A 24,837-nucleotide genomic window follows, 5' to 3' on the forward strand; every position below is an offset into this window, starting at 1 on the left:
TTGACGAGCAACCTGGGACCAGGACCGATTCACCGGTCCGAAACGACGACCGCAGCACAACCGGTCGGCGGACGGCCTGGTCGCAGCTTCGGCGCGCAGAGTTACGCCCGGCCGCTCGCGGGGCTGGCGACCGTGGTGGCGATCGGCGCGATCGTCGCACTCGCCGTCGGTTTGTTCCGGGGCAGCTTCACGCGGTCGGAGCCTGTCACGGTGCTCTCGGATCGCGCCGGTCTGGTGATGAACCCGGACGCCAAGGTGAAGATGCGCGGTGTGCAGGTCGGCACGGTGAAGTCGATCGAGGTGCAGCCGGACGGCAGGGCCAAGCTGCAGCTTGCGATGGATCCCGAGCAGCTGCACCTGATTCCGTCGAACGTCAATGTCGACATCGAATCGTCCACGGTGTTCGGCGCGAAGTCGGTGAACATGGTGGCGCCGGCGCAGCCGTCGCCGGACAAGCTGCGGCCAGGACAGGTGATCCAGAGCCAGCACGTCATGGTCGAGGTCAACACCGTCTTCCAACAATTGGTTCAGGTGCTGGACAAGATCGACCCGGCCAAACTGAACCAGACGCTCGGCGCGATCGCCGCGGCCTTCAACGGACGCGGCGAAAAGATCGGCAACACGCTCACCGACTTCAACGCCTTCCTGGCCAAGATCGAGCCGAGCCTGCCGAGTCTGAGCCACGACATCGAAACCGCGGCACCGGTGTTGAGCGCCTACGCGGACGCGGCGCCGGACCTCCTGGCGACCGTCCAGAACTCGACTCAGCTCAGCGACAGCATCGTCGAGGAGCAGCACAACCTCGACGCGTTCCTGGTCAGCTCGATCGGGCTGGCCGACATCGGCAACGACGTGATCGGCGGTAACCGCCAGGCGCTGACGGATGCGACGCACGTGCTCCTGCCAACCGCCGAATTGTTGAACAGGTACCACGAGTCGCTGTGGTGCGGTATCGGCGGCCTGATCCCGATGGCGAACTCCGTGCCGCAGTTCAAACAGGTGATTGTGTCCGCAGGACTGACGCTCGGCGTCGAACGGTACCGCTATCCGAACGACTTGCCGAAGGTCGCGGCCAAGGGACGCCCGTACTGCAAGGAACTGGGCCTGCCCGACGTCCCGCCGGAGTTCCGGCCGCCGTTGATAGTCAGCGACGTCGGCACCAATCCTGCGAAGTACGGCAACCAGGGCATCCTGCTGAACTCGGATGCCCTCAAGCAGTGGTTGTTCGGACCGATACCCGGCCCGCCGCGCAACACCGCGCAGATCGGAATGCCGGGATGACCCGCTCGACCGGCACACTCATCAAGTTCACGATCTTCGGGCTCGTGATGGTCATGCTGACCGCGTTCCTGTTCTTCATCTTCGGCCAGGTGAGAACCGGTGCCACAAACGGATATTCGGCGGTTTTCACCGACGCGTCCCGGCTGAAGGCGGGCGACACGGTGCGGGTCGCAGGCCTGCGGGTCGGCACCGTTGAGAACGTGTCTCTGCAGCCCGACCGTTCGGTGTTGGTGAAATTCAACGCCGACCGCCACATCGTGCTGACCACCGCGACGAAGGCACAGGTGCGTTATCTGAACCTCGTCGGCGACCGCTACCTGGAACTGGTCGACAGCCCCGGTTCGACGAAGCTGCTGCCCGTCGGATCGCAGATACCGAAGGACCGCACCGCCCCGGCGCTGGACCTCGACCTGCTGCTCGGTGGTTTGAAGCCCGTTATCCGGGGCCTCAATCCGAAAGATGTGAATGCCCTGACGGCATCGCTCATCCAGGTCCTGCAGGGGCAGGGCGGGACGCTGGACTCGCTGTTCTCGAAGACGTCGTCGTTCACGAACGCGATCGCCGACAACAGCCAGGTCGTCGAGCAACTGATCGATCAGTTGCGCACCGTACTGGACACGCTGTCCAAGGACGGGGACGAGTTCTCCGGTGCCATCGACCGACTCGAGCGGTTGGTCAGCGGGCTGTCGCAGGACCGAGATCCCATCGGCACGGCGATCGAGCAGTTGGACAGCGGCACCGCATCGCTGGCGGACCTGCTCGGCCGCGCCCGGCCTCCGCTGGCAGGCACTGTCGCGCAATTGAACACGCTGGCGACGAACATCGACAACGACAAGGACCGCCTTGATGACACCCTCGGGCGGCTGCCGGGCATCTACCGCAAGCTCGCGCGGGTCGGCTCCTACGGTGCCTTCTTCCCGTACTACATCTGCGGGGTCACCTTCCGCGCCAGCGACCTCGAAGGCCGCACGGTCCAGTTCCCGTGGATCAAACAGGAGACGGGAAGGTGCGCTGAGGGCTGATGGATAAGTACCGCGGATCCCAACTGATCAGGGCAGGCTTCATCGGCGTTGTTCTGATCGTCCTCGTCATCGCGGTCGGGCTGCAACCCGAGCGGCTTGTGCAGATGGCGACGTCGCTGCGCTATCAGGCGCTGTTCACCGAGGCGGGTGGTCTCACCGCTGGTAATGACGTCACCGTCTCGGGTATCAAAGTCGGCTCGGTGTCCGATGTTTCGCTGCAGGACGGCGATGCGCTGGTCAAGTTCACGATCAACGGGCGATATGCGCTGGGTTCGCAGACCACCGCGCACATCCGCACCGGCACGCTGCTCGGCGAACGCGTCCTGGCGCTGGACTCGGCGGGCACCGGCACGTTGTCGCACAGCGACGTCATCCCCACGTCCAGGACGTCGTCGCCGTATTCCTTGACCGACGCGGTCGGCGAGCTGACCGCCAACACCGCGGCCACCGACACCGACACGCTGAACCAGTCGTTGGACACGCTGTCGGCCACGCTCGACCAGATCTCCCCGCAACTCGGCCCGACATTCGATGGCCTGTCCCGGCTTTCGCGCTCGTTGAACAATCGCGACGAAAGCCTGGCGCAGCTGCTCAAGACCGCGGGCGATGTGACCGGCATCCTCTCGGAGCGCAGTCAGCAGGTCAACACGCTGATTCTCAACGCCAACGACCTGCTGGCGGTGCTCAACGACCGACGGCAGGCGATCGCGAGCCTGCTCGCCAACACCTCCGCGGTGTCGAAGCAGTTGTCCGGTTTGGTCGCCGACAACGAAAAGCAGTTGGCGCCGGCGCTGGAACGGATGAACCGGGTCAACCAGATGCTGGAACGGCACCGCGACGACCTGTCCAAGATCATCCCGGGGTTGGCCAAGTACGAACTCACCCAGGGGGAGTTGGTGGCCAACGGCGCCTACTACAACGCGTTCGTGCCCAACCTCATGTTCGCGCAGATTCTGCAGCCGTTCCTCGATTACGCCTTCGGGTTCAGGCGTGGGGTCGACGCAGGCCAGCCCCCGGACAATGCCGGGCCGAGGGCGGAGATCGGGTTCCCTGTCAACGGTATTCCGGCTCCAGGAGACCTTCCGCCGCGATGAACAGAAAGAGACTCGTCACCGTCGCGGCCGTTGCGCTGGTCGCCCTTCTGATAGCCGGTGCGGCGTTCGTGCTCCGCCAGATGTATTTCGGGCCCACCACCATCACCGCCTACTTTCCCACCTCGACGTCCATCTATCCGGGCGATGAGGTGCGCGTCTCCGGCGTGAAAGTCGGCAAGATCGACTCGATCACGCCGGAGGGCACCCAGACGAAGATGGTCCTCAAGGTCGACCGTGGCGTCCCGGTTCCGGCCGACGCCAAGGCCGTGATCGTCGCTCAGAATCTCGTCGCGGCCCGGTACGTCCAGCTCACGCCCGCCTACCGCAATGGCGCCGGCCCCACCATGCGTGACGGTGCTGTCATTCCCAGCGACCGCACCGCCGTCCCCGTCGAATGGGACGAGGTCAAGACGCAATTGATGCGGCTGGCAACGGAATTGGGCCCGAAGAGCGGTGTGTCGGGGACGTCGGTGTCCCGCTTCATCGACAGTGCCGCCAATGCGCTGGACGGCAACGGCGACAAGTTGCGTCAGACGCTCGCGCAGTTGGCCGGTGCGGCACGGATTTTCGCCGAAGGCAGCGGCAATGTCGTCGACATCATCAAGAACCTGCAGGTGTTCGTCAACGCGCTGCGCGACAGCAAGCAGCAGATCGTTCTGTTCCAAAACCGGCTGGCCAGTCTGACCAGTGTCGTCAACGACAGCAGATCCGACCTGGACGCGGCGCTGAGCGATCTGTCGGTGGCGTTGACCGACGTGCAGCGGTTCGTCAACGGCAGCCGTGACCAGACCGCCGAGCAGATCAGAAGCCTGGCGAGTGTGACCCAGGTTCTGGTCGACAACCAGATGGCACTGGAGAACGTCCTGCACGTCACGCCGAATGCGATCGCGAACTTCGAGAACATCTACTACCCGCCGTCGGGTGGTGTGACCGGCGCGTTCTCGCTGGTGAACTTCTCGAACCCGATCTACATGATCTGCGGCATGATCGGTGCGGTCGAGAACATCACCGCGCCCGAGACGGCGAAACTCTGCGCGCAGTATCTCGGCCCGGCGTTGCGGCTGATCAACATAAACAACATTCCGCTGCCCTTCAACGCGTACCTTCGTCCGGCGCCACGTCCGCAGGACATCATCTACACCGATCCGAGTATCGCGCCAGGGGGCCCGGGGCCTTCGGACCCGCCCGAACCTCCGCCGACCGTGTCCGCGTACACCGGCATGGGTGACGTGCCGCCGCCGCCCGGGTTCGGGTTGCCGCCGCCACCGCAGGGCCTGTACGGGCACGACGAGAAGCCCGCGATTCCGTCACCGGCACTGTTCCCCGGCGCGCCGATTCCCGGACCGCCCACGGTGCTCCCGGGACCGCCGCCGAGCGTCGACAGCATGCTGCTGCCGCAGACCCCGGCGCCGGAACCGCCGCCTGGGCCGCTGTTGCCCGCCGAAGGGACGCCGCCGTCATGACCCGACATCGTTTCAGGACGCTGACGGCAGCGGCATGCTGTGCCGCGGCGACAATGACCGGCTGTTCTTTCCAGGGGCTGAACTCACTACCGCTGCCCGGTGCGGTGGGGCGGGGGGCCGATGCAGTCACCTATCACGTCGAACTCCCGAATGTGGCGACCCTGGAATCGAATTCGCCGGTGATGATCAATGATGTCGTGGTCGGCAGCGTCGGCAAGATGACCGTGCAGGGTTGGCATGCCGACGTGGAGATCTCGCTCAAGCCGGACGTGGTGGTGCCTGCCAACGCTGTCGCCACCGTCGGGCAGACCAGCCTGCTGGGATCCATGCATCTGGCGCTCAACCCTCCGCTGGGTGAGGCACCGGAAGGCCGACTGCAGCCAGGGGCCACGATCGGCTTGAACAAGTCGTCGACCTATCCGACCACCGAGCAGACGCTGTCATCGTTGTCGGCCGTCGTCAACGGCGGCGGCCTCGGTCAGATCGGCGACATCATCCACAACTTCAGCGAGGCGATGTCGGGGCGCGAGCCCCAGATCCGTGAGTTGCTCACCCGTCTCGACAACTTCATCGGGGTGCTGGATGCACAGCGGGACAACATCATCGCCTCCATACAGCAACTCAACCGGGTGGCCACCACGTTCGCCGGGCAGCGCGATGTGATCGACGCCGCGCTGAAGAAGATCCCCCCTGCCATCGACGTGTTGATCAAGGAGCGGCCCAACCTGACTGCCGCGCTGGAAAGGCTTGGCACGTTCAGTGATACCGCCACCCGACTGGTCAACGACGCCGGCGACGACTTGGTGGCCGACTTGAAGAATCTCGAACCGGTGGTGAAGGCGCTCGCCGACATCGGGCCAGAGATCAACAAGGGGCTCGTGTTCGGCAGCGCCTTCCCGTACGGGCCTGCGTTCGCGGATCGAATCGTCCAGGGCGACTACATCAACCTGTGGGCCGTTTTCGACCTGACCTATCCGCGGTTGAAGCGGACGATGTTCCTCGGCACCCGGTGGGGTGACCAGGACGCCCACCTGATCCCTGCGCCGGGCGACCCGTGGTATCTCAATTACTCGTACAACCCGTTGTCGCTCGGTGTCTCGCCACCGCCTACCGAAGCCTTGCCGCCCGCGCCGGCCGCGGCGCCGGGCGGGCCGATGCCACCGGTCAGCGAGCCGCTGTTGCCGGTTTCGCCACCACCGGCGCTGCCCAACGCGGCTCCGTCACCGGCGATCACGTCCTCGCAGTTCTTCGCCGGGCCGTTCGGACCCGAAGCGCAGGGCCAGCCTGCCGCGCCACCTGCGGCCGCCATACCTTCTGAGCCGGAAACGCCGTCGGCGCCTGACACACCGCCGGTGCCCGACGTACCCGCGCTGGACATGCCGATGCCGCCGGTCAACGAACCGCTTGTCCCGCTGCGGCCACCCATTGACAGGCTTCAGCCCGAACGGGTGACGACGACGAGTGTCTTCGCGGGCCCGTACGGCGAAGCGATGCCGGGAGGCGGTGGCTGATGCTGACCCGTTTCGTCCGAAATCAGTTGATCATCTTCACGATCGCTTCCGTCATTGGCATCGCCGTGATGGTGTTCAGCTACATGCAACTGCCCACCCTGTTGGGGGTGGGCCGGTTGACCGTGACGTTGCAGTTGCCCGCAGCGGGCGGGTTGTACCGCTTCAGCAACGTGACCTACCGAGGCGTTCAGATCGGCGAGGTCACGTCGGTGCGGTTGACCGAGACCGGAGCCGAGGCGACGATGCGGCTCGCCAGGTCGCCGAAGATCCCTTCCGATCTTCAGGCTGACGTTCTCAGTGTCTCGGCAGTGGGTGAGCAGTACGTCGATCTGCGGCCCCGCACCGACTCCGGGCCCTACCTGCATGACGGTTCGGTGATTCCGGTGCAGGACACCACGATTCCGCAACAAGTCGGGCCGATGCTGGACCAGGTGAGCCAGTTGGTGGCCAGCATTCCCAAGGACAGGCTCTCCGACCTGCTCGACGAGTCGTTCAAGGGTTTCAATGGCGCGGGGGAGGATTTCCAGTCCCTGCTCGACTCGTCGTCGAAGCTGACCGGTGACATCAACGGCGTGTCCGACCAGAGCCGTCGGCTGATCGAAGACAGTGGGCCGCTGCTGGATTCGCAGGCGGAAACCACCGACTCGATTCGGACGTGGGCGCGCAGCCTGTCCGGAATCACCGAGCAGGTGGCGCAGAACGACCCCGACATTCGGGCGATCCTGCAGAACGGTCCCGGGTTCGCAAGCGAAGTGTCGAATCTGCTGAATCAAATCAAGCCGACGTTGCCGGTGCTGCTGGCGAACCTGAACACCCTCGGACAGATCTTCGTCACCTACAACCCAGGGCTGGAACAGCTGTTGGTGTTGTTGCCCGCCACCATTGCCATGGAGCAATCGTTCGGCAAGATGAAGAACAACCCCGAGGGCCTGCCCCTGAGCGACTTCGCCATCACCATCGGCGATCCGCCGGTGTGCACAGTTGGTTATCTGCCGCCCTCGCAATGGCGTTCGCCCGCTGACCGGACAACTCTCGACACACCGGACGGGTTGTACTGCAAGTTGCCGCAGGACTCACCGATCGCCGTCCGCGGCGCGCGTAACTACCCCTGCGCGGGGCATCCCGGAAAGCGCGCTCCCACGGTCGAACTCTGCAACGATCCGAAGGGCTTCCAGCCGTTGGCGATGCGCCCGCATGCACTCGGGCCCTACCCGCTGGACCCGAACCTGATTTCTCAAGGTGTGCCGGTAGACGATCGGGTGGACTTCAACGACCGGATCTTCGCGCCGACGGAGGGCACGCCCTTGCCTCCTGGTGTCGGTCCGCCGGAGAACCCTGATCCGCTGACGGCGCCGATCGCGCCGTCGCCCGTGGCGCCGCCGCCACCTCCTGGCAACTCGCTCAACGGCGAGCCGATACCGCCCGCCGACGCCGCGCCCGCCCCGCCGTCCGAGCCGGCACCGGTGCCGACGGGGCCGCTGCCGGGCCCTGCGCCCGACGGTGCGATCCCTGCTGCGCCAAGCGCATTCGACGGCGGCCGCGCTGCAGGCCCCTCGGTGGCTGTCGCGCATTATGACCCGAACACGGGCCGTTATATGACCCCGGACGGCCGACTCGAGCAGTTGGCGAACGTGGGCGCGAAGGCAGACCCCAAGTCGTGGAAGGACTTGATGCCGACGTAGTTAGGAGACCTTCTCCAACCGCAACGGATACTCGGTGACCACAGACTTGTTCTGACCGCACGCGCCGCTGGCGGCCTGCGTCCTGTCGCGGCCAGGCATCACGTCGTTGTATCTCATGTCGCGGTCGCTGGCGACAGGGTTCCATCCCCAGAACAGGAATTTCTGCGCGCCGGGGACGACGGTGCCGTCGGGGCACGGTAGCCAGTTCTCGACGAAGTGGTCGACGACCCAGTAGTCGCCGGTGGTGGAGACCGGAGAAGACCAGCCCTGATCGCTTGTCACGGTGCCGCTGCACCGAATCGGGCTCGTACAGCTCGAAGTGATGGTCCAGGTCTGGACCACCGTCGGCTGGTCGATGAAGACCTGCGCTCCGCCCTGGCCGAATGGACCCGCGCTCGTGGTCGCCCAGTCGCCGTTCGAGATAACGCGGTAGGTGCCGTTGAGTTCGACGCCGTAGTTGGACGCGGATGCCTGCGCCGACAGACCGAGACTCCCCAGCACAGCAGCTGCCGTCGATACCGCGCCGAGCACGCCAATTGCACGCATGAACCGAGCCTAATACCGCGCGGAGCAATCTTCTCCGAAAGCGAGAATTTCATTCCCGCCCGTGTGAAAATGTTGCCGTGCGGTCCGTCTTCGCAATACTCGGTGCCTTGATGGTCTCCGCGTTGGTCACCGCCGCGCCACCGGCGGCGGCGGATCCGACCGACTGCAACTACCCGTCGTGCACACCGGGTATCAGGCCGGCTGTGGTGCTGGGCTCCAACTGTGACAACACCACGTTCTACGTCTTCGGCGTGACCTCGTGGGGCCGCCTGGTGTTCTGCGGCTCACCGCGGCGGTACGAACCACGATGGTTCCGGTCACCCGAAATGCACGGCGTCAAGAACGAGGGCGACACGTGCCCCGCATTGGACGGCGAAGTCGCCCAAGCGCCCGACGGGTTGTTTCTCACCTGCGTGTTGAAAGACGGCAGCGCGCACTGGGCCCGCGGAGACACCTAGACCTGACGGCGGCCACCGCTCAGAAATGCACCCACTGCAGTGCGCTGTTCACCTTTGCGCACCGCAGCGGCACCCCGAAGGTGCGGGGTTGTAAGTCGTTGCCTGCCACGGGTTCCTGCGCGGTGTCGCCCAGCCTGGCGCACGGTTGCGCCACCTGCTGCTCGCCGACCAGCGGTCCGACCCGCACCCACACACCCTGTGCGGAGCAGATCAAGGTGCCGAGGTTTGCATCCAAGCCGAAGACGAATGACGGCCCTGGTGCACACGGTGCGCCTTCGACGACGTTGCGCGCCACGTTCGGGACGCACAGCGCCGCGTCGCAGTCCGCCGATGACTGCGCCGCGAGAGAGACTGCGGCCGCGGTCAATCCAACAGTCAGAACCGGTATCGCGATGATCGTACGCACGTGTGTCCCCTCGCCTGATCGATCCAGCCTAGCGCGGCAGCGCGGCACCGACCGCAGTTTCACCAGCGCACCGGCAGTTCGGTGATTCCGCCCGCCAATGCGTCCCGCGGTAGCGTCAGTTCTGACACGTCGACCGCCAGTCGCAGCGTCGGGAACCGGGACACCAGTTGTGTGAACACGGTCTGGAGTTCGATGCGGGCCAGTGGCGCGCCGAGACAGTACCTGGCGCCGTACCCCAAGGCGAGATGACCTGACGCGGAACGTGTTACATCCAGCCGGTCGGGATCCGGATAGGCGGCCGGGTCGAGGTTACCTGCGCCGAGATCGAGAAGGACGAGATCACCCGCCTTGACGGTGACGTCGTCGATGTCGAAGTCGCGGCGGGCATAGCGTGGCACCGGGAAGCCTCCGGTGCGGGCGGCCCGCAGGGTCTCCTCGATCGCGTTGGGGATCAGCGAGGGTTGATCGACGAGTGCCTGCCACTGCGCAGGGTTCGCCAGCAACAGCATTGCGGCAAGGCCGATTTGGATCACCGTCGTCTCGTGGCCTGCGAAGAGCAGAGCCATCGTCAAACCGGCCACCTCGAGGTCTTCGACACCCTCGGTTGCGCACAGCCGAGAGATGACGTCGTCACCCGGTTCCTGGCGTTTCGCCGCGACAAGCTGCAGGCCGTAACCGAACAACTGCATCATGCCCTGTTCCGAACGGGTTCGGTCGCGGGTGTCCGCGGCGTCGTCGGCCCAACTGCGGAACTGCTCACGATCCTGGTAGGGCACCCCGAGCAGTTCGCAGATGACCTGTATCGGCAAGGGAACGGCCAGCGCGGTGTGCAGATCTGCCTGCGGTCCCTGCTCGGCCATCTCGTCGAGCAGTTGCGCCGTCATCGCCTCGATCCGGGGCTGCATTGCGCGCATGTGCTTGGGCGCGAAGTGCGGTTGCAGGAGTTCGCGCATGCGTGCGGTGTCGGTGTCCTCGGTGTCGAAATTGCCTATCGGACCGCCGAACAACAACGATTCACCCAGTCTTGCCGCGTTCTCCGGTTCGGGGTGGCCTCGACCAAGCCGGTCGTCGTCGAGCAGGCGTCGCACGTCAGCGTGCCGGGTGACGAGCCATCCCTCGTGGCCGACGCCGGTGCGCACCCGATGGATCGGCCCTGCGGCCTGAAGCTCGCGAAGTCGCGGTGCGACTTGCAGCGGATGTCCTTGCTCGAAAGGCAGTTGCGCCGCAACGGCCATGCCTGACCCCCTTACATTCCGGCACGAAGGTGTATCTAAGGATGCCCGCTACCGCACGACTTGTATAGCCGGTTTTCGATCCGTCATCGGCGGTGCGGTGCGTTTGCTGCGCGGTGACCGCCGGACATTGTATGCGGTGGATGCCGATGCCGGGCACAGCAATTCGATGAGTTGACCATCAGAGCCGAAGGCGCACATCAGATTTCATCGAACGCGTCAATATCCGTTCCTTGTGTTCATTGAACATGCATGCTTGACTTCGTAATATCAGCCGTTTGCCAGAAAGAGCGAAGCTGAGCGTTATTTGCACAAGGTGATTTCGGCGGTGGTGCATGCAGCAGGTTCGTGAGATCGAGACGGGTTCGCTCCCGACGCGCTTCGCTCGGGGTTGGCATTGTCTGGGCCTGGCGCGGGACTTCCTCGACGGAAAGCCGCATGCCGTCGAGGCGTTCGGAACCAAATTGGTTGTCTTCCAAGACAGCCAGGGAGCACCGCGTGTCCTCGACGCGTATTGCAGGCACATGGGCGGTGACCTGAGCCGCGGTTCTGTCAAAGGTGATTCGATCGCGTGCCCGTTTCACGATTGGCGCTGGGACGGCGACGGGCGGTGTGCACTGGTGCCGTATTCGAAACGGGTCCCCAAACTCGCGCGCACCCGTTCGTGGATCACGTGTCAACAGAATCACCTGCTGTTCGTCTGGCATGACCCGGAAGGCAGTCCGCCGCCGGACGACGTCGCCATTCCGCGTATCGACGAAGTGTTCAGCGACCAGTGGACCGACTGGACCGTGAAGCGCTGGCTCATCGAGAATTCACACAGCAGGGAAATCGTCGACAATGTGGCCGACACCGCTCACTTCTTCTATGTGCACGACGGCTTTCCGACCTACTTCAAAAACGTGTTCGAGGGCCATACTGCGACGCAGTATCTGACCAACCGCGGCAGGCCCGACACCGACCTGGGCCCGGCGTTCGCGAACTCGATCCTGAATTCCGAATCGTCGTATTACGGCCCGGCTTACGTGGTCACCTTCCTGCACAACAACTACAGCGGCTATCGCACCGAAGCGATCCTGATCGCCTTTCACTACCCGGTGACCCACGACTCGTTCATGCTTCACAACGCGGTGGCCGTGCAGAAGCCGCAGGGTCTGGATCCCGACACCACCGACAAGCTTGCGCGGATGGTCGCGGAAGGGGTGACGGCCGGCTTCGAACAGGATGTCGAGATCTTCAAGAGCAAGGCCAAGATCGACAACCCTCTGCTATGTGACGACGACGGCCCGATCTATCAACTGCGGCGTTGGTATGAGCAGTTCTACGTCGACGTCGCCGATGTCACACCGGAGATGACGGACCGGTTCGAGTGCGAGGTGGACACTTCCTATCCGACTCAGATCTGGACCCGAGAAGTGGAAGAGAACATGGCGCGGGAGTCCGCGAGTGCCACAGCACCGTCCACGGTGCGCTGAGAAGGCCGGGGGAGCGCGGTGAAGGTGCACCGACTCGGTGGCTTCGATGCGACGCTGCTGCTGTTCGAGAGCCCATCGCAGCCGATGCACGCGTGCTCGCTGGCCGAACTGGACGTCTCGACCATGCCGGGCGGATACAGCTTCGAGGCCTTCCGGGAGATGCTCGCTGTGCGTACCCGCGCACTTCCGGAGTTCCGCGCGAAGGTGGTCGACAGCCGGCTCAACCTGGGCACCCCGGTGTGGGCGGAGGACCCGAATTTCGATATCGACAACCACGTGCATCGCCTCGACCTGCCCGCGCCGGGCGGTCAGCGCGAATTGTGCGATATCGCAGGGCGTCTGGCATCCGAACCGCTCGATCGCAGCCGACCCCTCTGGGACATGTGGGTGCTCGAGGGGGTTTCGGGTGTCGAGCCGAAGGTCAGCGGCCGCATCGCGGTGGTCATCAGGACACATCACGTTTTCGCCGACGGGCTGACCAGCGGTGACCTGTGGGCCAAGTTGTATGCCAGTGACACCGACGCTCCCGCGACGTCTCCTGTCGACGGTTTCGGCGATATCTCACCGCAACGCCTGGCGGTCGACGGACTGCTGCGCTTCGCGGCTCGACCGTGGTTCCTACTGACCAGGCTCATCGTCCCTACCCTCGTGGCGCTGGCGCGGACGGTGGGGCGCGCCGTGCGCGGCCGAGCCATGTCGGCCCCGTTCCTCGCACCACGAATTCCGTTCAACGGCGACGTCAGCGAACGCCGCAACGTCGCCTACGCCAGGCTCGACCTGCGCGACGTCAAGACGGTCAAGAACACATTCGGGGTGAAGGTCAACGATGTGCTGCTGGCTGTGGTGTCGGGTGCGGTCAGGCAGTTCCTGGAATCGCGCGGCGCGCTGCCCGACAGGGCTTTGGTGGCGTTGATCCCGGTGGCGGTGCAGGACGGCAGGGAGGGACTTCGCAATCAGTTCGCGCCGATGTGGTCGAGTTTGCACACCGATCTGGAAGACCCGGTGGGACGGCTCAAAGCCATCGCCGAATCCAGTTCGGTTGCCAAAGAACACAGTTCGGCGATCGGCACCACGTTGCTCGCCGATTGGGCGCATTGCGCACCGTCGCTGCCGCCTGCCATCATGCGGCTGTACGCGTGGTCGGGGCTGAGCAAGCGCCTGCCCGTCTACAGCGTGTCGCTGTCGAATGTGCGGGGAGACCAACAGCAGATCCTCGGCGCGCACGTCATCGCGAACTATCCATTCGGACCGGTGATGAACGGAGCCGGACTCAACATCACCGCGGCATCGCTCAACGGCAACATCGACTGCGGCCTGGTCTCCTGTCCGGAACTGCTGCCGGACCTGTGGGAGGTGGCAGACGCCATGCCCGTCGCGCTGAAGGAGTTGTTGAATGCAGCGCACTGACCGCTCCGAATACCGCAATCCCGACGGCATCGTTCCCGACCGACGGTCATGGCGAACGATCATCGCAGGCTGGCGCGGCCTGACCGTCACCGGTAAACCCATGTACGAGTACTTCTATCTCGCTTCGCTGGAGATCTCGATACCGTCGATCCCACGCCAGTTCTATCAAGTGCGTGCTCACCCCCACGGCCGCAACATCATTCGCGACAAACCCGACCTGATGGCATTACTGCGCGATGAGGCGTATCTGGCGTCGCTGCCCGCAGGCACATTGGGGCACGCATACCGCTGCTTCCTCGCCCTCAACCGTCTCGATGCCGATGTGTTCGACGAGGCGAAGGTGGTTCGGCCACACGCCGAGGCGCGTAATTGGCACGAGGACTACTACTACTTCTTGATGCGGTGCAACGCGATGCACGATCTCTCCCACGTCGTCACCGGATACGGACCCGACCTGGCCGGCGAGATCACCGGAATCGGTTTCCAGTGTGGCCAAATGGAACCCGCAGGGCCGTTGGAGAAGCTGGGGTATGCCGCGGCGGTGAGCCTGCCGGGTGGTTCGCTACGGCACAAGTTGCGCGTCTTCCGGCAGGCCGTCGAAAGAGGCAGGCGCGCGGACAAGCTCACAGCGGCGCCATGGGAACAGCTACTCGACAAACCGCTCGACGAAGTCAGGGCTCAACTGGGGGTGGCCCCGACACACGAGGCACATCCCGACGGCCTCTGGTTCACCGCGTGGACGCCGCCCGGGATGCGGCCACCGACCCGGTGGGACTACGACGCGATCCTGGCCAAGGAACATGCCTGACGCGCGAGTCGGTCGACGTCCGCCCGGCCCCAACATCGTTGAGCTGGGCTGGCTGTCGCTACGGCACGCGGCCGACCCGTTCGCACTGCTGCCGCAGATCGCGAGTCGATACGGGGACGTGGTGGACCTCCCGGTGCCGATGCTGGGCTCGACGACCACGCTGCTCAGCCATCCCGATCACGTCGAGCACATCTTCGTCCGCGACCACAGCCGTTATCACCGGCATCATCTGACCAGTCAGTTGGTGCCGGGGGAGCCCGACGTGTTGCCGGTGCTCGAAGGCGAGGAATGGCGACGCTGGCGCCGACCGCTGAACCCGCATTTCGGGGAGGAGGCGCTGGCGGCCAGAAGCCGCTCGATGGCCGCCGCGGTGTCGGCCGGGATGGACGCGTGGGCTCCATACACGACGTCCGGCCAGTGGATCGACCTCGAACACGAACTCGGCGCCGTGGTCATGGACGCGCTGCTGCGGTCGATGTTCAGCACTGTGCTTGACCCAGAGACATTGGGCCGCTACGTCGATGCCGCGCGAGACCTTGGCAAGTACACCATCGGCAGGGCCTTGATGTCGGCCTTCCCGCGCTTCCTGCCCCGCCCCTTCCAGAGGCGCGGTGAGGCGGCGCAGCGGACGTTCCTCGGCGAGCTCGACAAACTGATCGTCCGGCGACAGGCCGAGGGCCCCCGCGACGTGCCCGACATCCTGGACGCCCTGATGGGGATGACGTTCGACGGATGTCCTCAGATGGCCTACCGCAGGCTGCGCACAGAGCTTTCGTCGCTGGTCTTCGCCGGCTTCGAGACGACTGCGGAATCGGTGTCGTGGTGTTTGGCGTTGCTGCACGACAATACGTCTGCGCTTGCCAAGGCGTACGCGGAGGTGGATGCCCTGGCCGGCGCGCCGATCGAGTACGCCACCCTCGCTCAGCTGCCGTTCGTGCGCGCATGTTTCGATGAGGCCCTGCGAACCGAGGCTCCGCCCGGAATCCTGCGCACGGCCGCCGAGGACGACACCATCGACGGCTATCACATTCCGAAGGGCTCCCACGTCCTGGTCTCGCCGTTCGGTCTGCATCGTGACTCGCGATTCTGGAGTCGCCCAGAAGAATTCGAGCCAAGCCGGTTTCTGACCGGGAAGATCAACCGCAACGCCTACATTCCGTTCGGCATCGGCCCGCGCAAATGCCTGGGCTGGCGACTGGCCTACATCGACGGCCTGATGACGTTGGCTGCGGTCCTGCAGCGCTACACCATCGAGATTCGACCCGGCTGGAAACCCAAACCGACGCTGCGGATATCCACCGGACTGGTCGACGGGTTCCCCGTGTGTCTGACGACTCGCTGAGCGCTTACGCTAGTCCAGCACCACCGTGGCACCGCGGTCGGGCACGGGGCTGATTCCGCCCCTGCGCACTCGCTCGGACCGGTCTGTGGTGGCCCGCACCGTGCAGTCGCCGAACAGGGCAGCCAGCACCACACGCATCTCGTTTTCGGCGAATGCTTCACCGAGACAACGGCGGATGCCGCCACCGAACGGAATATACGTGTAGGTGCCGGTTCGCTTCCCGATGAAGCGCTCCGGGGAGAACCGCTCGGGTTCGGGATAGATCTCCGGCCGGCGGTGCATCAGATAGATGGACGGCACCACATCAACGCCTGCGGGCAATTGCACACCGTTGATGCGCATGGGCGCCTTGAGCCGCCGGGACACCAGCGAGATCACCGGCCGAAGACGCAAGGTCTCTTTGACTACCGCGGCCAGGAATTCTGTTTGTCCGCTTGCCAATTCGTCCTTTAGGCGGGCGTGATGGGCGGGGTGGCGCACCAATCGCTCGACCGCCCATGACAGCGCGGTCGCCGTGGTTTCGTGTCCCGCCAGCAGCAGGGTCATCAGCTCGTCGCGGATCTCGACGTCGCTCATCGGCATGCCGTCCTCGTGCCGGGCCGCCAACAGGGCTGACAGCACGTCGGCGCGCTCGCCGATGTGGCCTGCGCGTCGCCGCTCGGCGATCTCGGCGTAGAGCAGACGATCGACACCACGAAGCAACCTGCGGGTGAGTGTGGCCCTGATCCGCCGGGGTCCCAGCGCCACCAGGAACAGCTGAGTCGCGACACCCGTTGTCCTGACGAAGATTCGTGTCATTGCCGCGCGCAGCGCATCCAGTCGCGTGCCCTCACTGAGCCCGAACACGGTGCGAAGGATGATCTCCAGCGTCAACGTCTGCATCAGCGGGTGCAGGCGCACCGGGGTCCGCCGCGGCCATCGAGCGATCTCGGCCTTGGTGACAGCGGTCATCGACTCGGCGTAGGAGGTCAAGTGGTTGCCGCGGAAGGGCGGCATCAACAACCGGCGCTGTTGTCGGTGTGCCTCACCGTCGAGCAGCAACACCGAATTCGTGCCGAGTGCAGGCACCAGGATCTGCTTACCCTCGCCTGCGTGGAGCAGTTCGGGCGGACCCGTGAAGATCTCTTTGACCGCGTCCGGGTGCGAGACCATCACCCAGGGCGGCTCACTGACGAGCCGCAGGGTGAACATGTCGCCATAACGGGCCGCCGACCTTGCCATGAATTCCCACGGCCTGGTGATGTACGCGGCGGTCTGAACAGCGACCGGTAGCCGGGGACCCGGCGGCAGTGAATCGGGCGTCACCACTTGGCTATCCACTGACAGCACCTAACCGGTTTGGCGCATCGGTCGGGGACTGCTCCGGGTTCAAGCGCCTGTGCAGGCGTGCCAACGGCTTTGGTGCCCACCAGTTCCAGGGACCGAGCAGGTGCATGAACGCGGGCAGCAGCACCATCCGGATCAACGTGGCGTCGACCAGAAGCGCAAGGGTGAGTCCCACACCGAACATCCGCATGATCGACACCTGCGCGCCGATCAAGGCGGCGAACGGAATCGCCATCAACACGGCCGCCGCCGTGACGACCCGGCCAGCTTTCGCCAAGCCCAGCGCGACGCTCTCGTCGTTTTCGGCCTGTGTCCGGCCGGATTCCAGCCAGTGCTCCCGGATCCGGGCGACGAGGAACACTTCGTAATCCATCGAAAGCGCGAACGCGAAGAAAAACAGCGGTACCGGCACGATTGCAGCCAGTGTTCCGGTGGCGGTCGTACCAAAGGCGCCCAAGTGGCCGTCCTGGAAGAGCCACACCAACGCGCCGAACGTGACGGTCAATGACAGCACACTGAGAAGCAGTGCCTTGACCGGCACCACAACGCTTCCGGTGAGCAGGAACAGCAACACGAAAACGGTCGCTGCCATCACGGCGAGCACCCACGGCAGCGGTCGCGCGATCGCCTCGACGTTGTCCCGGTTGATCTGGGCCGCGCCGCTGATGAGCGTGGACCGCCCGGCCGGTCCCGCGACCTGGTGGAGACGATCCAGCTGCACATCAGAACTCGTCGACAGCGAAGGCGCTGCGCTGTCGACGGTGAGGAATGCACTGCCTGCTGCGATTCCGGTGGCGGCGGACGGCGGCCCGACCCTGGCGCCGGACACATATGTGCCACCGGGGGAGGACACGCTGGAGACGTCGATGACACGGGACAACCGTTCGGCATACCGGTCCAGTTCGGCTGGCGCCAGGTTGTCGACGTCGGGAACGACGATCGTGATGGCGGCCGCCTCGTTGCGGGGGTAGTCGTCACGCAATTGGTCGCCCACCTGGCGTGCCTGCGTCGACGTCGGCAGCATCCGATCGTCGGCCACACCCAACTGGACCCCGCCGAACGGCATCCCCAACAGCAGCAGCAGAACCACAACGCCGATGCCGACCGGAACCGCGTGCCGCATGACCTGTTTCGTTGTCCGGTACAAGAATTGCTGCTCGAGCGCGCGGTCGCCCGCAGGCCGCAACCGCAACGCTCGCCGCAGCGGCCGACGCACATCCAATGAGTTCAACCGATCCCCCAGCAGCACAATGGCCGCCGGTGCCACCAGCAGAGCGGAAGCCGCCGCGAAACCCACCGTCACGATGCCCGCATATGCGAGCGACCGCAATGCGCTCATCGGGAAGAGAATCATCGCGACCATCGACAGCGCGACGGTGACCGCGGAGAACGACACGGTCCGGCCTGCGGTCGACAGGGTGGTGAGAAGCGCCTCGTCACGGGTTGCGCCGTCGGCCAACTCGTCGCGATAGCGGTTGACCATGAGCAGCGTGTAGTCGACGGCCAGCGCGAAACCCAAGCCAACGCTGAGGTTCAACGCGAAGATCGAGACCTCGGTGGCCAACGACACCAACATCAACGCGGCCATGGATCCGACGATCGCGATCACGCCCACCGCGACGGGCAGTGCGGCGGCGATCAGACCACCGAACACCCACACCAGCACGAGGAAGCTGAGCGGGATCGCAATGGACTCCATCAGCACGAGATCGCTAGCCGCTTGCTGTTTCATCTGCGAGGCGAACATCGTTGGCCCGCCGACACGAACTGCTACCCCGTCGGTCCCCGCGGGCAGTTGCTTCGTCAGCGTCTCGGCCCGTACCGGTGCGGTGTTCTCGGTGCTTTGGATGTTCGCGACGATCAACCCGGAGGTGGCGTCCCTGCTGAGCAGTCGAGTCGACTCCTGCGGCGGCACCGTCCACGGCGAGATCACGCTGGCGACGTCTGGTGAATGAGAGAGGTGGTCGACAATCGTCATGCCCACATCGCGGGCCGGACCGTCGAGCGCACCTGAGCGATCGGTGACGGTGACCAACAACTGCCACCCGCTCTGGCCGAATTTCTCCGACATCACCGCCATCGCCCGCGACGATTCCGCGTTCGCATCGTATCCGCCACCGGCGCTTAAGTTTCCGGTCACCGAACATGCCAGCGCCCCGAAACCGATTGTCAGCAACGCTGCGACGACGAGGATGCGTCGCGGCGCGGTAATGGCCAGCAGCGCCAGGCGTCGCAACACGTCACACCGTCCGGTGAGCAAAGCGCTTAGGAATCACGCCGTTCGTGACCTCACATGGCTGCTGCTTTGCACCACCGTCAAATTCGGTTGTGCAAATAACGCTCAAGGGTGCCGCGTGCCATGCTGGGCAAACACGCGCTGTGGGCATCAGTGAATCATGCTGGGTGTTCGGGGCGCAAGGGTCGCAGGGGTGGGGCCTCCAGCCGCGGCGTCAAGACCCATGCGCCTCAACCATTGTCGCCGCCGGTTCGACCGGCTTACGATCTGCGGTGATGACGAGGATGACCAGCCTTAAGCCGCGGGACCTGTTCTTCCGCGTGGCTTACCACCCGTTCGTGTTGAAACACTCACCGAAGTACCACTATCCATGGCTGACCGGTCAGGTCGAAGGCGAGAACGTGGTGTTCCTCAACGCCGGTTACGAAGAGGACCCGCCGCTGAACCTGCCGTTGGAGCCGGCCGACGAACCGAACAGGGCGTGCATTCAGCAGTATCACCTCACCGCCACCCAGGCGGGCATCAGCGGCAAACGCGTGCTCGAGGTGGGCTGCGGCCACGGTGGCGGCGCTTCCTACCTGACCCGCTATCTGCACCCGGCTTCTTATGTCGGAATGGATCTGAACGCCAAGGGCATAGCGTTCTGTCAGCGCACTCACGACGTGCCGGGGTTGACGTTCGTCCACGGCGATGCCCAGTCGTTGCCGTTTCCTGACGAGTCGTTCGACGTGGTGATCAATGTCGAGTCGTCGCACAGCTATCCCGATTTCCCAGGGTTCCTGCGCGAGGTCGCCCGCGTGCTCACCACGGGCGGACATTTCCTCTACACCGATCTGCGCATCCGCAACCGGGTCGCCGAATGGGAGATGCAGCTGGCCCAGGCGCCATTGACGATGCTGTCGAGCCGAGACATCAACGCCGGAGTCGTCAGAGGTTTCGACCAGTGGTGGGTATCCCCGCAGACCCGCGAGACGTTCGAGCGTGTGGTGCCACCGATGCTGCGCGGCGTCGTCAAAGGTGCGATGGGCGCACCGGGTGCCGGGCTGTACCGCGCCATGCAGGACGGGACCATGGTGTACCGGATGTACAGCTTCGTGAAGTGACGACGCATGGGAATTCTGTTCCGCGTGGCATTCAACCCGCTGGCGTTCAGGCTTTCGGCGAAGTACATCTATCCGCTTGCCACCCGTCGGATGGAAGCCGACGACGTCGTCTTCTTCAACTTCGGCTACGAACAGGATCCGCCGCTGGGTCTGCCGTTGGAGGCGGTCGACGAACCGAATCGGATGTGTATCCAGCTGTATCACCGCACGGCTACGCAGGCGGATATCGGCGGTAAGCGTGTGTTGGAAGTGGGGTGCGGGCACGGTGGCGGCGCTTCTTACCTCACCCGTTATCTCGGTCCGGCGTCCTACACCGGAATGGACCTGAATCCCAGAGGAATTGAGTACTGCCGACGGGTGCACGCGGTGCCAGGACTGGACTTCGTCCAAGGCGACGCCCAAGCGCTGCCCTTCCCCGACGAGTCGTTCGACGCCGTGCTGAACATCGAATCGTCGCACTGCTACCCGGATTTCCCCGGGTTTCTGCGCGAGGTCGCCCGCGTGCTCGCGCCGGGCGGACGATTCCTCTACGCCGATCTGCGCAACCGCAACAAGGTGGCGGAATGGGAGGCGCAACTGGCCGCCGCCCCGCTGACCATGCTCGACGAACGCGACATCAGCACCGAAGTCGAACGCGGACTTGAGAAGTCACGAAGCTCACCGGAACTGAACGAATTGGTCACGCGCCGGACCCCGACATTGCTGCGCGGCGTGGCCGAGCATGGGGCACGCAGGCTCAACCGCGCGCTGCAGACCCGGGAGATCTGTTACCGGATGTACGACTTCGTCAAGCCGGCGTGAACTCGATGTTGAGTTCGGTGAGCCCGCGCAAAATGAACGTCGGCTCGTAGGTGTAGTTGCGCGCGTCGATCGGGCCGTGCTTCTCCTCGCTGATCCTGATGTCGGCCAGGCGGTCGAGCAGCCGCTCGATCGAGACCCGCCCTTCGACACGAGCCAGCGGGGCGCCTGGGCAGGAGTGGATGCCGCGGCTGAACGCGATGTGCTCGCGGACGTTCTTGCGGTCGAGTTGGAACTCGTGCGGATTGTCGAACCGCCGGGGATCGCGGTTGGCCGCCCCGGGGCTGACCATCACCGTGGTGCCCGCAGGCACCGGCGTCTCGCCGAGAGTCGTTGTCTTGCGGGCCATCCGGAACACACTCTTGACCGGGCTGTCCATCCGCAGGCATTCCTCGATGAAGACCGGAATCAGGCTGCGGTCCTCACGAAGGCGTTGCTGGATGTCGGGCCGGTCGCCGAGCACGCGCAGCGCCGCGCCCAACAGCTTCGCAGTGGTCTCCTGGCCGGCGGCGAACAAGAACGTAGCGGTGCGTACGACGTCGACCACCTCGGGTGTGGAGCCGTCCGGATATTTGGCGGTCGCGATCGACGTCAGCACGTCGTCGCGGGGAGTCTCGCGGCGATCTTCGATGTACTGCGAGAACTTGTCGTCCGCCCACGCCAGCGGATTGGTGGCGATCACCTCGTGGTCGAGGGCGCCGATGTTGGTTCCCGGCTGTCCCGCGCCGAACGACTGCCGGAACTCCTCGTGGTCCGACTCGGGAACCCCCAGCAGATCGGCCACCACCAAGAGCGAGAAGGGTTTCGCGTATGCGGCGAGGAATTCGCAGCGACCGTCGGCGATGAACTCGTCGATGTGGCGATCGGCCAACCGCCACATGAAGTCCTCGTTCTCCTTCAGCCGCTTGGGCGTCAGCAGCCGGGACAGGATCGAGCGCGCGTCCGTGTGCTGCGGCGGATCCATCGTCACCATGTGCTCGAACATCGGGATCTCGGTGCGGTGCTGCTCGAGCAGTGCGGTGATGTCGTCGCCCTCGGGGGTGAACGGGATCGGCGTGAACGGACCCATGACCGCGACGCAGGACGAGTAGTTCTCGGCGTCCTTGTAGACGTTGTTGGCCGACTCCCAACCTGTCACCGCGAGCACCCCGTTGTTGATCGGACAGCACACCGCATTCTTCTGCCGGATGTGGTCGTAGTAGGGGTGCGGGTCTGGCACCAGCGACGGATCCGTGAAGTAGTCGACAGCGTCGTAATCGGTGGTCATCTGATGCGTTCCCTTCCGAATCCCGAATGTGCTGAGCACCTGCTTAGCACGGGCGTAGAGTCATGGTCAAGGTGACACCGCGACGCGGCGTCTAACATCTGCGTGTCGACATCGTGGGCACCTGGTGAGGCACGAATCGAAGGAGCGGGGATGGCATCGGCGCGAAGAATCGGAGCGCCGGACGCGAAGAATCGCGGCGTGTTGCTCGACGCCGCCGAGCAACTGCTGCTCGAAGAGGGCTACGCTGCGGTCACGTCGCGGCGGGTCGCCGAGCGGGCCGGACTCAAACCGCAACTCGTGCATTACTACTTCCGCACGATGGAGGACCTGTTCTCCGAAGTGTTCCGGCGCAGGGCAGAAGAGGGGCTCGGGGTGCTGAAGACCGCGCTGGCATCGCCGCAACCACTGTGGGCGCTGTGGCGGTTCAGCACGATGCCCGAAGCCACCAGACTCACGATGGAGTTCATGGGTCTGGCCAACCATCGCAAGGCGCTGCGGGCCGAAATCGTCTACTACGCAGAGCGTTTCCGCGAGGAGCAGAACAAGGCGATCGCCGCCGCGTTGGAGCGCTACGGAATCGCCACGACTGACGTCCCCCCGGTCGTGTGGACGGTGTTCGCGACGAGTGTGTCGCAGGCGATCGTGATGGAGCGGGCGCTTGGCATGTCCTCCGGTCACGACGAAACCTTCAAGTATTGCGAGGATTGGCTACGCCGCCTCGAGGGCGACCCGCCGGGTGTCGACGATCACCAATTGCGAAGCGAGCAAAGCGCGCCCTTGGGACCCTGATGGGTCTTCACGACCACGCCGTCGACGGCGAGCGCGCAGTGGATGTTGGGCGCTTTCGTCGACTCGCCGCCGGTACCCGCCACGACCATCGCCCACTCGTCGGGGTTGACCAGTCCGACGTCCATGTTCCACTGCTGGTTCGGACCGACGTCGGCCTGCACCTTCGGGCTGAACTGGTACGGGTTGTGGCTGAAATCGGCCCAGTTCGGCGGGTCGGTGTCGCGGTAGTAGATCGACACGCTGAAAGGCTGCTCCGCCCACACGGTGTAGTGCACGTTGTGCAGGGGCGGAGGCGGCGGATCGTCGTCTGCGGCCGCGGACGGCATGCCGGAGATCAGACACGCGACGGCCAACACCGTCGCCGACAGCGCGGACGGAAACCTCATTTCCGGGATCCTAGAACCATGTTTCCCACACCGGGTTCCGATTCGGCGATCCGGTGACTACAGGCTCAGGATCGTCGCCGACGCGGTGCCCGGCGCCCCGTAGACCTGGGCCAGGCCGACCCGCGGCCCGCCGGGCACCTGACGGTCGCCCGCCTCGCCGCGCAATTGACGCACCAACTCGTGCACCTGCCGCAGCCCCGACGCGCCGATGGGCTCACCGTTGGCGATCAGCCCGCCGTCGGTGTTGATCGGCATCGAACCGTGGATCTCGGTCTCGCCGTCGGCGATCAACTTCTCCTGGTCGCCGTCGGCGCACAGGCCCGTTTCGGCCATGTGGATGACCTCGGCTCCGGCATCGGTGTCCTGCAACTGCGCGACATCGACGTCCTCGGGGCCGATGCCCGCGGCCTCGTAGGCGGCCTTGGCCGCATACACCGTGGGGGAGGCGTCCTCGTCCAGCGGCGCCGACGTGGCGTGCACTTCGTACGCGCCGAAGGTGCGTGTGCGTATCTCGGTGGCACGCACGTAAACCGGTTTGTCGGTGAACTTGTGCGCGATGTCGCCCCTGCACATGATGACCGCGGCGGCGCCCTCGTCGGGCGCGCAGAACATGTACTGCGTCAAGGGGTAGTTCAACACTGTCGAGTTGAGGATTTCTTCCTCGGGAATTGGCTTGCGCCTGAACGCATTCGGATTCTTCTCGCCATTACGGAAGTTCTTGGCAGCCACTTTGGCCAGCGTTGCCTGGGAGATGCCGTGCTTGTGGATGTAGTGGTTGGCCTTCATCCCGAAGAACTTGGTGGTGACGAACTGGCCGTTCTCGGCGTACCACTGCGGCAGCGCCAGCTTGGCGGGGTCGTCGGTGAACGCCCCGCGGGGATGCTTGTCCAGACCGATCGCGATGCCGATGTCGTACTTGCCGAGCCGGATGGTGTCGGCCGTCTGCTGGATGGCCGATGCCGCTGTGGCGCATGCGTTGAAGACGTTGGTGAAGGTGATGCCGGTCAGGCCGACGAGGCGTGTCACCGCGTCCGGGTTGGAGACTTCATGGCTGCCGCCGAAGCCGAACTGGATGTCCTTCCACTCGACCCCCGCGTCGGTGAGGGCCGCCTGGATCGCGTCGGCGCCCATCTCCATGGCGGTCTTGTCGAAGCGTCCGAACGGGTGCAGGCCCACGCCGATGATGGCGACGTCGTTCATGGCAG

22 protein-coding genes are annotated in these 24,837 nt (G+C 64.9%); 14 read left to right on the forward strand and 8 right to left on the reverse strand.

From position 1 onward, the window contains the following. The 6 genes from C1A30_RS01165 to C1A30_RS01190 are packed head-to-tail and all read left to right on the forward strand — an operon-like array spanning position 1 to position 8,053. The gene (locus C1A30_RS01165; protein WP_235009595.1) at positions 1-1,281 is read left to right on the forward strand and encodes an MCE family protein; all 1,281 of its coding nucleotides are present in this window, start codon (positions 1-3) and stop codon (positions 1,279-1,281) included. Beyond that, positions 1,278-2,303, forward strand: a complete 1,026-nt coding sequence (locus tag C1A30_RS01170) for an MCE family protein (protein WP_101946452.1) — start codon at positions 1,278-1,280, stop codon at positions 2,301-2,303. The genes C1A30_RS01165 and C1A30_RS01170 overlap by 4 nt, the downstream gene beginning before the upstream one ends. Continuing rightward, a complete protein-coding gene (locus tag C1A30_RS01175) occupies positions 2,303-3,397 on the forward strand; it encodes an MCE family protein (RefSeq protein ID WP_101946453.1) in 1,095 nt (364 codons plus the stop codon). The genes C1A30_RS01170 and C1A30_RS01175 overlap by 1 nt, the downstream gene beginning before the upstream one ends. Beyond that, entirely contained in the window at positions 3,394-4,860 is a 1,467-nt protein-coding gene (locus tag C1A30_RS01180) for an MCE family protein (protein ID WP_101946454.1), read from the forward strand. The genes C1A30_RS01175 and C1A30_RS01180 overlap by 4 nt, the downstream gene beginning before the upstream one ends. Beyond that, positions 4,857-6,371: an MCE family protein gene (locus tag C1A30_RS01185; protein ID WP_101946455.1), complete on the forward strand. Its 1,515-nt coding sequence runs from the start codon at positions 4,857-4,859 to the stop codon at positions 6,369-6,371. The genes C1A30_RS01180 and C1A30_RS01185 overlap by 4 nt, the downstream gene beginning before the upstream one ends. Next, a complete protein-coding gene (locus C1A30_RS01190) occupies positions 6,371-8,053 on the forward strand; it encodes an MCE family protein (RefSeq protein WP_101946456.1) in 1,683 nt (560 codons plus the stop codon). Before C1A30_RS01185 ends, C1A30_RS01190 begins: the two co-directional genes overlap by 1 nt. Here C1A30_RS01190 and C1A30_RS01195 read toward each other — a convergent pair whose 3' ends face one another. Next, a complete protein-coding gene (locus tag C1A30_RS01195; RefSeq protein WP_101946457.1) occupies positions 8,054-8,599 on the reverse strand; it encodes a hypothetical protein in 546 nt (181 codons plus the stop codon). It abuts the gene before it with no gap. Positions 8,600-8,676: 77 nt separating this feature from the next. On the opposite strand from C1A30_RS01195, the gene C1A30_RS01200 reads away from it, so the two are divergent. After that, positions 8,677-9,057: a hypothetical protein gene (locus C1A30_RS01200; protein WP_101946458.1), complete on the forward strand. Its 381-nt coding sequence runs from the start codon at positions 8,677-8,679 to the stop codon at positions 9,055-9,057. 19 nt (positions 9,058-9,076) lie between these two features. Here C1A30_RS01200 and C1A30_RS01205 read toward each other — a convergent pair whose 3' ends face one another. Then, positions 9,077-9,463, reverse strand: coding sequence for a hypothetical protein (locus C1A30_RS01205; RefSeq protein WP_101946459.1), 387 nt, complete (start codon positions 9,461-9,463; stop codon positions 9,077-9,079). A 59-nt stretch (positions 9,464-9,522) separates the two neighbouring features. Further along, positions 9,523-10,698 carry a cytochrome P450 gene (locus C1A30_RS01210; RefSeq protein WP_101946460.1) on the reverse strand — a complete coding sequence of 392 codons (1,176 nt, stop codon included), beginning with the start codon at positions 10,696-10,698 and terminating at the stop codon, positions 9,523-9,525. A 332-nt stretch (positions 10,699-11,030) separates the two neighbouring features. On the opposite strand from C1A30_RS01210, the gene C1A30_RS01215 reads away from it, so the two are divergent. Genes C1A30_RS01215 through C1A30_RS01230 form a run of 4 tightly spaced genes read left to right on the forward strand, consistent with a single transcriptional unit; the run spans position 11,031 to position 15,727 of the window. Next, on the forward strand, positions 11,031-12,170 hold the full coding sequence (locus tag C1A30_RS01215; RefSeq protein WP_101946461.1) for a Rieske 2Fe-2S domain-containing protein: 1,140 nt from the start codon (positions 11,031-11,033) through the stop codon (positions 12,168-12,170). Positions 12,171-12,188: 18 nt separating this feature from the next. Further along, positions 12,189-13,577, forward strand: a complete 1,389-nt coding sequence (locus tag C1A30_RS01220; protein WP_369974085.1) for a wax ester/triacylglycerol synthase family O-acyltransferase — start codon at positions 12,189-12,191, stop codon at positions 13,575-13,577. Further along, complete coding sequence (locus tag C1A30_RS01225; RefSeq protein WP_101946462.1) at positions 13,564-14,385, forward strand: Coq4 family protein; 822 nt, start codon at positions 13,564-13,566, stop codon at positions 14,383-14,385. Before C1A30_RS01220 ends, C1A30_RS01225 begins: the two co-directional genes overlap by 14 nt. Then, complete coding sequence (locus tag C1A30_RS01230) at positions 14,378-15,727, forward strand: cytochrome P450 (RefSeq protein WP_101946463.1); 1,350 nt, start codon at positions 14,378-14,380, stop codon at positions 15,725-15,727. Before C1A30_RS01225 ends, C1A30_RS01230 begins: the two co-directional genes overlap by 8 nt. Positions 15,728-15,736: 9 nt before the next feature. Here the strand turns inward: C1A30_RS01230 and C1A30_RS01235 are convergent, their stop codons facing one another. Together C1A30_RS01235 and C1A30_RS01240 are read right to left on the reverse strand one after the other, a co-directional pair. Further along, complete coding sequence (locus C1A30_RS01235; RefSeq protein ID WP_235009596.1) at positions 15,737-17,047, reverse strand: cytochrome P450; 1,311 nt, start codon at positions 17,045-17,047, stop codon at positions 15,737-15,739. Next, positions 17,040-19,292 (reverse strand): MMPL family transporter, encoded by a 2,253-nt coding sequence (locus C1A30_RS01240; RefSeq protein WP_101946464.1) that lies wholly within the window; start codon positions 19,290-19,292, stop codon positions 17,040-17,042. Before C1A30_RS01240 ends, C1A30_RS01235 begins: the two co-directional genes overlap by 8 nt. A 272-nt stretch (positions 19,293-19,564) precedes the next feature. Here C1A30_RS01240 and C1A30_RS01245 point away from each other — a divergent pair, with 272 nt between their 5' ends. Beyond that, entirely contained in the window at positions 19,565-20,392 is an 828-nt protein-coding gene (locus C1A30_RS01245) for a phthiotriol/phenolphthiotriol dimycocerosates methyltransferase (RefSeq protein ID WP_101946465.1), read from the forward strand. A 6-nt stretch (positions 20,393-20,398) separates the two neighbouring features. Continuing rightward, positions 20,399-21,193 carry a phthiotriol/phenolphthiotriol dimycocerosates methyltransferase gene (locus C1A30_RS01250; RefSeq protein WP_101946466.1) on the forward strand — a complete coding sequence of 265 codons (795 nt, stop codon included), beginning with the start codon at positions 20,399-20,401 and terminating at the stop codon, positions 21,191-21,193. On the opposite strand, the gene C1A30_RS01255 is transcribed toward C1A30_RS01250, so the two are convergent. Continuing rightward, positions 21,180-22,457: a cytochrome P450 gene (locus tag C1A30_RS01255; RefSeq protein ID WP_101946467.1), complete on the reverse strand. Its 1,278-nt coding sequence runs from the start codon at positions 22,455-22,457 to the stop codon at positions 21,180-21,182. The two genes, C1A30_RS01250 and C1A30_RS01255, sit on opposite strands and share 14 nt — an antisense overlap. Positions 22,458-22,607: 150 nt before the next feature. On the opposite strand from C1A30_RS01255, the gene C1A30_RS01260 reads away from it, so the two are divergent. Then, positions 22,608-23,246, forward strand: a complete 639-nt coding sequence (locus C1A30_RS01260; protein WP_101946468.1) for a TetR/AcrR family transcriptional regulator — start codon at positions 22,608-22,610, stop codon at positions 23,244-23,246. Here the strand turns inward: C1A30_RS01260 and C1A30_RS01265 are convergent. Both C1A30_RS01265 and C1A30_RS01270 read right to left on the reverse strand, forming a co-directional pair. Beyond that, positions 23,204-23,632, reverse strand: a complete 429-nt coding sequence (locus C1A30_RS01265; RefSeq protein WP_101946469.1) for a hypothetical protein — start codon at positions 23,630-23,632, stop codon at positions 23,204-23,206. The two genes, C1A30_RS01260 and C1A30_RS01265, sit on opposite strands and share 43 nt — an antisense overlap. A gap of 57 nt (positions 23,633-23,689) precedes the next feature. Further along, a complete protein-coding gene (locus tag C1A30_RS01270) occupies positions 23,690-24,832 on the reverse strand; it encodes a thiolase family protein (RefSeq protein WP_101946470.1) in 1,143 nt (380 codons plus the stop codon). Between the last annotated feature and the right edge of the window lie 5 nt (positions 24,833-24,837).

The organism is Mycobacterium sp. 3519A, from assembly GCF_900240945.1.
In the GTDB taxonomy this organism is placed as follows: Bacteria; Actinomycetota; Actinomycetes; order Mycobacteriales; family Mycobacteriaceae; genus Mycobacterium.

Coding starts and splice junctions, on each gene's coding strand:
- C1A30_RS01170 (WP_101946452.1), top strand. CDS start 1,278: ATGACCCGCTCGACCGGCACACTCATCAAGTTCACGATCTTCGGGCTC.
- C1A30_RS01175 (WP_101946453.1), top strand. CDS start 2,303: ATGGATAAGTACCGCGGATCCCAACTGATCAGGGCAGGCTTCATCGGC.
- C1A30_RS01180 (WP_101946454.1), top strand. CDS start 3,394: ATGAACAGAAAGAGACTCGTCACCGTCGCGGCCGTTGCGCTGGTCGCC.
- C1A30_RS01185 (WP_101946455.1), top strand. CDS start 4,857: ATGACCCGACATCGTTTCAGGACGCTGACGGCAGCGGCATGCTGTGCC.
- C1A30_RS01190 (WP_101946456.1), top strand. CDS start 6,371: ATGCTGACCCGTTTCGTCCGAAATCAGTTGATCATCTTCACGATCGCT.
- C1A30_RS01195 (WP_101946457.1), bottom strand. CDS start 8,599: ATGCGTGCAATTGGCGTGCTCGGCGCGGTATCGACGGCAGCTGCTGTG.
- C1A30_RS01210 (WP_101946460.1), bottom strand. CDS start 10,698: ATGGCCGTTGCGGCGCAACTGCCTTTCGAGCAAGGACATCCGCTGCAA.
- C1A30_RS01215 (WP_101946461.1), top strand. CDS start 11,031: ATGCAGCAGGTTCGTGAGATCGAGACGGGTTCGCTCCCGACGCGCTTC.
- C1A30_RS01225 (WP_101946462.1), top strand. CDS start 13,564: ATGCAGCGCACTGACCGCTCCGAATACCGCAATCCCGACGGCATCGTT.
- C1A30_RS01230 (WP_101946463.1), top strand. CDS start 14,378: ATGCCTGACGCGCGAGTCGGTCGACGTCCGCCCGGCCCCAACATCGTT.
- C1A30_RS01245 (WP_101946465.1), top strand. CDS start 19,565: ATGACGAGGATGACCAGCCTTAAGCCGCGGGACCTGTTCTTCCGCGTG.
- C1A30_RS01250 (WP_101946466.1), top strand. CDS start 20,399: ATGGGAATTCTGTTCCGCGTGGCATTCAACCCGCTGGCGTTCAGGCTT.
- C1A30_RS01255 (WP_101946467.1), bottom strand. CDS start 22,457: ATGACCACCGATTACGACGCTGTCGACTACTTCACGGATCCGTCGCTG.
- C1A30_RS01260 (WP_101946468.1), top strand. CDS start 22,608: ATGGCATCGGCGCGAAGAATCGGAGCGCCGGACGCGAAGAATCGCGGC.
- C1A30_RS01265 (WP_101946469.1), bottom strand. CDS start 23,632: ATGAGGTTTCCGTCCGCGCTGTCGGCGACGGTGTTGGCCGTCGCGTGT.
- C1A30_RS01270 (WP_101946470.1), bottom strand. CDS start 24,832: ATGAACGACGTCGCCATCATCGGCGTGGGCCTGCACCCGTTCGGACGC.